The sequence below is a fragment of the Nocardioides sp. genome (assembly GCF_035481145.1).
GTDB lineage: Bacteria > Actinomycetota > Actinomycetes > Propionibacteriales > Nocardioidaceae > Nocardioides.
On sequence record NZ_DATIHB010000188.1, the window covers coordinates 1 to 6873 of the forward strand.

Here is a 6873-nt window from a genome sequence, read left to right on the forward strand (position 1 = left end):
CCTCGGCGACCTGGGCAGCCGTGACCGGCAGGGTCGCCGAGGAGCCGTCGTGCCCGAGCGGAACGGCGAGCGAGAGCGCCGACAGGCCGTGCTTGCCGCCCAGCCGGTTGACCACAGCGATCTCGCCGTCGACCACCAGCGCCCACGTGGCCGGGGCCTGCCAGCCGGGGACACGGGCGGCGTACTCTGCGCGGAGGCGGGCCAGGTCGACGCTGCTGCTCGGGTCGGGGCTACGCGGGTCGGGCATGCTCCGAATTGTCCCAGCCCTCGCGTCGGCCCGGGACCAAATGCCACGGTGAGGACATGGAGCAACGGATCTCGTTCGTCACACTCGCGGTGCGTGACCTCGACGCGACCCACCGGTTCTACGTCGACGGGCTCGGTTGGGCACCGGAGATGTGGGTGCCCGGGGAGGTGCTGATGTTCCGCGCCGGGCCTCTGCTGGTGCTCTCGCTCTGGGACGAGGCCGCCTTCACCGCGGAGGTCGGCACCGCGCCCGCACGCGACGGCGTCCCTCCCCTCACCCTCGCGCACAACGTGGCCACCCGCGCCGAGGTCGACGCCGTGCTCGCGACCGCCCGCGCGGCCGGGGCAGAACCGGTCGCGGACGCCACCGAACGCGCGTGGGGTGGCTACACCGGCTACTTCGCGGACCCCGACGGCTTCCGCTGGGAGATCGCGTGGAACCCCGGACCGATCGGGGAGCTCGTCCTGCCCTGATCAGCGGTCGAGCGCGCTGGCCTGACGGCCGTCGGCGTCGAAGTTCTCCGGCGCCAGCCAGGCCTCGTGTCGGGCCCGGATCGCGGGCCACGCGGCGTCGGTGATGGCGAACCAGTCGGTGTCACGACTGCGCCCCTTGACCACCCAGTGGTTGCGGAAGGTGCCCTCGAAGGTGAACCCGAGCCGCAGCGCGGCCCGGTGCGACGGTCCGTTGAGGCTGTCGCACTTCCACTCCAGCCGGCGGTAGGCCAGGTCATCGAGGACGTGGGCCTGGAGCAGGTGGACTGCCTCGGTCGCCTCGCGTGTGCGGGCCAGCGCGTCGCCGTACAGCACGAAGCCGATCTCGGCCTTGCCGTGCGCCTCCTCGATGTTGATCACCGCGACGACGCCCTCGGGCCTGCCACCCTTCGGCACGATCACGAAGGTGACCGGCTCGCGCTCCAGCCAGGCGGCCAGCAGCATCCACAGTGCAGGCAGGTCGCGCGCCGGTCCGACCGGCAGGTAGGTCCACAGACGGCCGCGCTCTTCGCCTCCCACCGCAGCGAAGAGCTCCGCGAAGTGGGCCGAGCTGAGCGGCACCAGGTCGACGTACCGACCCTGGAGCTCGATCCGCTCAGGACGCGGACGCGGCGACCAGCCCGGGAGCTCCGGGCCGAGCGGCTGCTCCGTGTCGTCGCTGCGGGTCACTCGGGGACGCGGCGGTAGGCGCCGTCGGAGGCCGACGTGGCCATCGAGGCATAGGCGCGCAGAGCAGCCGAGACGTAGCGGTCGCGGTCGGCCGGCGTGTACGGCTTCTCACGCTTCTCCTGCAGCAGGCGGCGCTCCATGATCACGTGGTCTTCGACGTCGAGGTGGATGGTCCGCTTCGGGATGTCGATGGAGATCTGGTCGCCGTCCTCGACGAGCGCGATCAGGCCATGGCCGGCCGCCTCTGGCGAGATGTGGCCGATGCTCAAGCCGCTGGAGCCGCCGGAGAAGCGACCGTCGGTGATGAGCGCGCACTTCTGGCCGAGCCCCAGCCCCTTGAGGTACGACGTCGGGTAGAGCATCTCCTGCATGCCCGGGCCGCCCTTGGGGCCCTCGTAGCGGATGACGACGACGTGGCCGGGCTGGACCTGCTTCGACAGGATGCCGGTGACCGCGTCGTCCTGGGACTCGAAGACGATGGCGGTGCCGGTGAAGGTCAGGCACTCCTCCGGGACACCGGCCGTCTTCACGACGCAGCCGTCGGGGGCGATGTTGCCCGACAGGATCGCCAGGCCGCCGTCGGCGGAGTAAGCGTGCTCGAAGTCGCGGATGCAGCCCTCGGCCGCGTCGGTGTCGAGGCTGGCCCAGACGTTCTCCGTCGAGAACGCCTCGGTCGTGCGGACCCCACCGGGCGCGGCGAGGAAGAGGTCGAGGGCCTTCTCCGACGCAGTGCCGCTCCGGATGTCCCACTCCCCCAGCCAGGTGTCGAGGTCGGGCGAGTGGACCGAGTGGACGTCCTCGTTGAGCGCGCCACCTCGGCGGAGCTCGCCGAGGAGGGCGGGGATGCCGCCGGCGCGGTGGACGTCCTCCATGTGGAACTTCGGCGAGTTGGGCGCGACCTTGGACAGGCACGGCACCCGGCGCGAGATCGCGTCGATATCATGGACGTCGAACTCGAGCTCCGCCTCTCGGGCCGCGGCGAGCAGGTGGAGGACCGTGTTGGTCGAGCCGCCCATGGCGACGTCGAGCGCGACGGCGTTCTCGAAGGCGGCGCGTGAGGCGATGGCGCGCGGCAGGACCGACTCGTCGTCGTTCTCGTAGTAGCGCTTGCAGAGGTCGACCACGAGGCGGCCGGCCTCCTCGAAGAGCGCGCGGCGCTTGGCGTGGGTGGCGAGCGTCGAGCCGTTGCCCGGCAGCGAGAGGCCGATCGCCTCGGTGAGGCAGTTCATCGAGTTGGCGGTGAACATGCCCGAGCAAGAGCCGCAGGTCGGGCAGGCCGAGCGCTCGACGGTGTCGAGCACCTCGTCGCTGACCCGGTCGTCGACCGCGAGCACCATCGCGTCGACCAGGTCGAGCTTGGAGTGGACGATGCCCTCGATGGCGGTGGTCTTGCCGGCCTCCATCGGGCCGCCGGAGACGAAGACGACCGGGATGTTGAGGCGCAGGGCGGCCAGCAGCATGCCCGGGGTGATCTTGTCGCAGTTGGAGATGCAGACGATCGCGTCGGCACAGTGCGCCTGGACCATGTACTCGACCGCGTCGGCGATCAGCTCGCGGCTCGGCAGGCTGTAGAGCATGCCGCCGTGGCCCATCGCGATGCCGTCGTCGACGGCGATGGTGTTGAACTCCTTCGCGACTCCACCGGCAGCCTGGATCTGCTCGGCCACGATCTTGCCGAGGTCACGCAGGTGGACGTGGCCCGGCACGAACTCCGTGAAGGAGTTGGCGATCGCGATGATCGGCTTGCCGAAGTCGCCGTCGGTCATGCCGGTCGCGCGCCACAGGGCGCGCGCACCGGCCATGTTGCGGCCGGAGGTGGACGTGGCGGAGCGAAGCTGAGGCATGGGACAAGGTTAGTCGGCGCGTGGGCGCGCCGAGTCGGTACCTTCTTCCCGTGAGCACACCCTGGGGACCCGGCCGCCTGGCCAGCCTTTCCCCCGCGTGGCAGGTCCGCGTCCGCGCCGGCCTCGCGATCGTGGCGATCAACGTGCTCGGCGCCGGCGGCACCTTCCTGCTGACGATCTTGGTCGTGCCGCTGCCGGTCGTCTACGACGCCAACCAGGTCTGGCGCAACGCCCTCCTCTTCGTCCTGCTGCTCCCCGGGATCCTGCTGTACGCCGCCGCCGGCGCGCGGTGGGCGATCACCGACGCGCTCGCCTGGCTCAGCGAACGACGCCGCCCCTTTCCCGACGAACAGCGCAACCTGCTCGCGATCCCGCGACGGACCTTCCTGCTCCACGCGCTCGCGTGGGCGCTCGCCTGCATCATCTTCGGCGGCTTCAACGCGGCGTACGACGCGCGGCTGGGCTTCGTGGTGGCGACGATCACCGCCCTCTCTGGGCTCGTGGCGGCGTCCGTGGCGTACCTCGTGACCGAGCGGCTCCTGCGCCCGGTGATCCGCAACGCGCTGCGCCGCGGCGTCCCCGAGCGACTCAGCGTGCGCACCGTTGCCGCGCGCACGATGTTCGCCTGGCTCCTCGGCACGGGGGTCCCGCTCCTCGGTCTCGCCATCATCGGGGTGAACGCGCTCCTCGACAGCGTGCTGGTCTCGGTCCGGCAGCTGGCCGTCACGATGTTCGTGCTGGGACTGATGACCCTGCTCATCGGTGGCGCGACGACCTACCTCGCTGCGCGTGCGACCTCGGACCCGGTCCGCACCCTGCGCGCGTCGTTCGCCGCCGTCTCCCACGGCGACTTCGGCCAGACGGTCGCCGTCGACGACGCCACCGAGATCGGCCTCCTGCAGGCCGGCTACAACACCATGGTCACCGGGCTCCGCGAGCGCGAACGACTACGCGACCTCTTCGGCCGCCACGTCGGCGGCGAGGTGGCACGCACGGCACTCGAGGGGCTCGAGGGCACCGTGCAGCTCGGCGGCGAGGCCCGCCGCGTCGCGATCCTCTTCGTCGACATCATCGGCGTCGGCGAGATCGCCCATGACCGGGCGCCGGCCGACGTCGTACGGCTGCTCAACCGGTTCCTCGAGATCGTCGTCGAGGTGGTCCACGAGCACGGCGGCTGGATCAACAAGTTCGAGGACGACGGCGTGCTGGCGATCTGGGGAGCACCGACCGCGGTGGACGCCATGGAGGCCCAGGCGCTCCGTGCAGCACGGGTCATGGCCGGCCGGCTGCGGTCGGAGATCACCGAGCTGGACGCCGGCATCGGGGTCTCGGCCGGCACGGCCGTCGCGGGCAACGTGGGTGCCGCCCAGCGCTACGAGTACACCGTCATCGGCGACCCGGTCAACGAAGCGGCCCGCCTCACCGACCTGGCCAAGCACCGTCGCGGGCGCGTTGCTGCCAACGCCGAGATGCTCGCCGCTGCGGGCGACGAGGCGGACCACTGGCGCGAACGACGCGCGGTGGAGCTCCGCGGCCGCGGCACGACCACGCGGCTCGCCACTCCCCTGTCCTGACTGCTGCGGGTGCGGCTGCTGCTCTGCTGCTGCTCTGCTGCTGCTCTGCGCCAGTCTGGCCGTCCTGCACCGGATGTCGGAGAGGATCGGTACCTTCTCCCTGTGACGCTCCGCGACGAGATCCGCCGCCGCTACCTGGCTCAGCCGGTGGCCCGTCGCGTCCACATGACCTCGAGCATCGCCCTGGTGACGATCAACCTGGCCGGGGCCCTGATCGTCTTCGGCCTGATCGCGTTCGTCATCCCGCTGCCGGTGGAGGTGCGGGAGTCCGGAGTCCGCGCCAATCTCGTCCTGGCCGCGGCGCTCACGCTCCCGACCGTCGCCTATGGCCACCTGTGCGTGTTCCTCCTCACCCGGCCGATGCTGCGCTGGGTGAGCACAGGCCGGGTGCCCACCGACACCGAGAAGCTCTGGCTGTTGACGATCCCGCGGTGGACCCTCGTCTTCCACGCAGCCGGCTGGCTGATCGCCGTCGGCGTCTTCGCCGGCTTCAACGGGATGCGCTACACCCCGCAGGTGGCGCTGATCATCGCGCAGGTCGTCGCGATCGCAGGGGTCAGTGCCAGCGCACTGGCGTACCTGCTCAGCGAACGACTGCTCCGTGGCTTCGCCAGCGTCGCGCTGCGCACTGGCGTACCCGAGCGCATGCGGGTGCAGACCGTCGTGACGCGGACGATGTTCGCGTGGGGGCTGGGCACCGCGGCGCCGGTCGCCGGCCTCGTCCTCGTCGGCAACCGGCTGCTCACCGACGACACGATCGCCGAGGTGTCGACCGTGGCCCGCACGATCGTCATCCTCACCGCCATCGCGTTCGGCGTCGGCGGCATGATGATCCTGCTCGCCGCCCGTGCGACCTCCGACCCGGTCCGTCAGCTCCGTGTCGCGCTCGCTCAGGTCGAGCGCGGCGACCTCGGCGCGACCCTGCCGGTCTACGACGCCACCGAGATCGGCCTCCTGCAGTCCGGGTTCAACGAGATGGCCGAGGGCCTGCGGGAGCGCGAGCGGATGCGCGACCTCTTCGACCGCCACGTGGGCGGCGACGTGGCGCGCGCGGCCCTGCAGGGCGGGGTCCAGCTCGGCGGCGAGGCCCGCTACGGCGGCATCCTCTTCGCCGACGTCATCGGCTCGACCACGCTGGCGACCGAGCGTGAGCCGGCCGAGGTCGTCGCCCTGCTCAACCGGTTCTTCGAGATCGTCATCGACGTCGTCCACACCCACGGCGGCTGGATCAACAAGTTCGAAGGTGACGCAGCGCTGGCCGTCTGGGGCATCCCCCTTCCAGTCGACGACCTGGAGACGCACCTGCTGGCTGCGGCGCGCGAGCTCGGCGCCCGGCTCCAGTCCGAGCTCCCGGAGGTCCCCGCCGGCATCGGCGTCACCGCCGGCGAGATGGTCGTCGGCAACGTCGGCGTCGCCGAGCGCTACGAGTACACCGTGATCGGCGACCCGGTGACCGAGGCATCGCGCCTCTCCGAGGTGGCGAAGAAGTTCCCCAGCCGGGTCGTCGCCAACGCCGTCCTCCTCGAGGCCGCCGGCCAGGAGGCCGAGCAGTGGGAGCACCAGAGTGCGGTTCGCGCCCGCGGGCGCGCGGCCGAGACGGCGATCGCGGTCACCCGTGCCTGACCGGTGTTGGAGAGCAACGCTTCCGCGCGCGTCGGGGTTTGCGTGTCCCCCGCTGCTCACTACCCTCGAAATGTCCTGATTCACCGACACTGCGAACGAGCCCCCGCCTTGCTCCTCCAGATCCCCCGCCAGCGCGTCGCCGCCCTCGTCGACTCGTGGGCCACCGCCGCGCAGCAGCAGGCGTGCCGCAACGCGATGGTCGCGAGCACTGCGCTCGCACGCACCCGCGCCCAGCGCATCGTCGTCGAGGAGTTCCTCGCCGCCCGCCTCGGTCTCCGCGAGTCCGCGCCGGACGCCACCGATGTCGCCGTGCAGGAGCAGGCCTAGGACGTGTCTGACGAGCCGGCGCCGTCGCGAGCGACGTCGGGGGCGTGGGCCGAGACCAACGGTGGGTCTGCCGCCGGCGCCCTCCCTCCCGCGCGCCG

7 protein-coding genes are annotated in these 6873 nt (G+C 71.5%); 4 read left to right on the forward strand and 3 right to left on the reverse strand.

From position 1 onward, the window contains the following. Window positions 1–247, reverse strand: a 247-nt coding sequence (locus VLF38_RS15250; protein ID WP_325272091.1) for a hypothetical protein, incomplete at its 3' end; no start/stop codon positions are given. 56 nt (window positions 248–303) lie between these two features. On the opposite strand from VLF38_RS15250, the gene VLF38_RS15255 reads away from it, so the two are divergent. Then, on the forward strand, window positions 304–720 hold the full coding sequence (locus VLF38_RS15255; RefSeq protein ID WP_325272092.1) for a VOC family protein: 417 nt from the start codon (window positions 304–306) through the stop codon (window positions 718–720). On the opposite strand, the gene VLF38_RS15260 is transcribed toward VLF38_RS15255, so the two are convergent. After that, window positions 721–1407: a GNAT family protein gene (locus tag VLF38_RS15260; RefSeq protein WP_325272093.1), complete on the reverse strand. Its 687-nt coding sequence runs from the start codon at window positions 1405–1407 to the stop codon at window positions 721–723. Continuing rightward, window positions 1404–3251 carry a dihydroxy-acid dehydratase gene (ilvD, locus tag VLF38_RS15265; RefSeq protein ID WP_325272094.1) on the reverse strand — a complete coding sequence of 616 codons (1848 nt, stop codon included), beginning with the start codon at window positions 3249–3251 and terminating at the stop codon, window positions 1404–1406. Before ilvD ends, VLF38_RS15260 begins: the two co-directional genes overlap by 4 nt. 50 nt (window positions 3252–3301) lie before the next feature. On the opposite strand from ilvD, the gene VLF38_RS15270 reads away from it, so the two are divergent. The 3 genes from VLF38_RS15270 (at window position 3302) to VLF38_RS15280 (ending at window position 6775) form a co-directional block, all read left to right on the forward strand. Further along, a complete protein-coding gene (locus VLF38_RS15270; RefSeq protein WP_325272095.1) occupies window positions 3302–4825 on the forward strand; it encodes an adenylate/guanylate cyclase domain-containing protein in 1524 nt (507 codons plus the stop codon). A gap of 102 nt (window positions 4826–4927) precedes the next feature. Continuing rightward, a complete protein-coding gene (locus tag VLF38_RS15275; protein ID WP_325272096.1) occupies window positions 4928–6448 on the forward strand; it encodes an adenylate/guanylate cyclase domain-containing protein in 1521 nt (506 codons plus the stop codon). A 108-nt stretch (window positions 6449–6556) separates the two neighbouring features. After that, on the forward strand, window positions 6557–6775 hold the full coding sequence (locus VLF38_RS15280; protein WP_325272097.1) for a hypothetical protein: 219 nt from the start codon (window positions 6557–6559) through the stop codon (window positions 6773–6775). The last annotated feature ends 98 nt before the right edge of the window (window positions 6776–6873 follow it).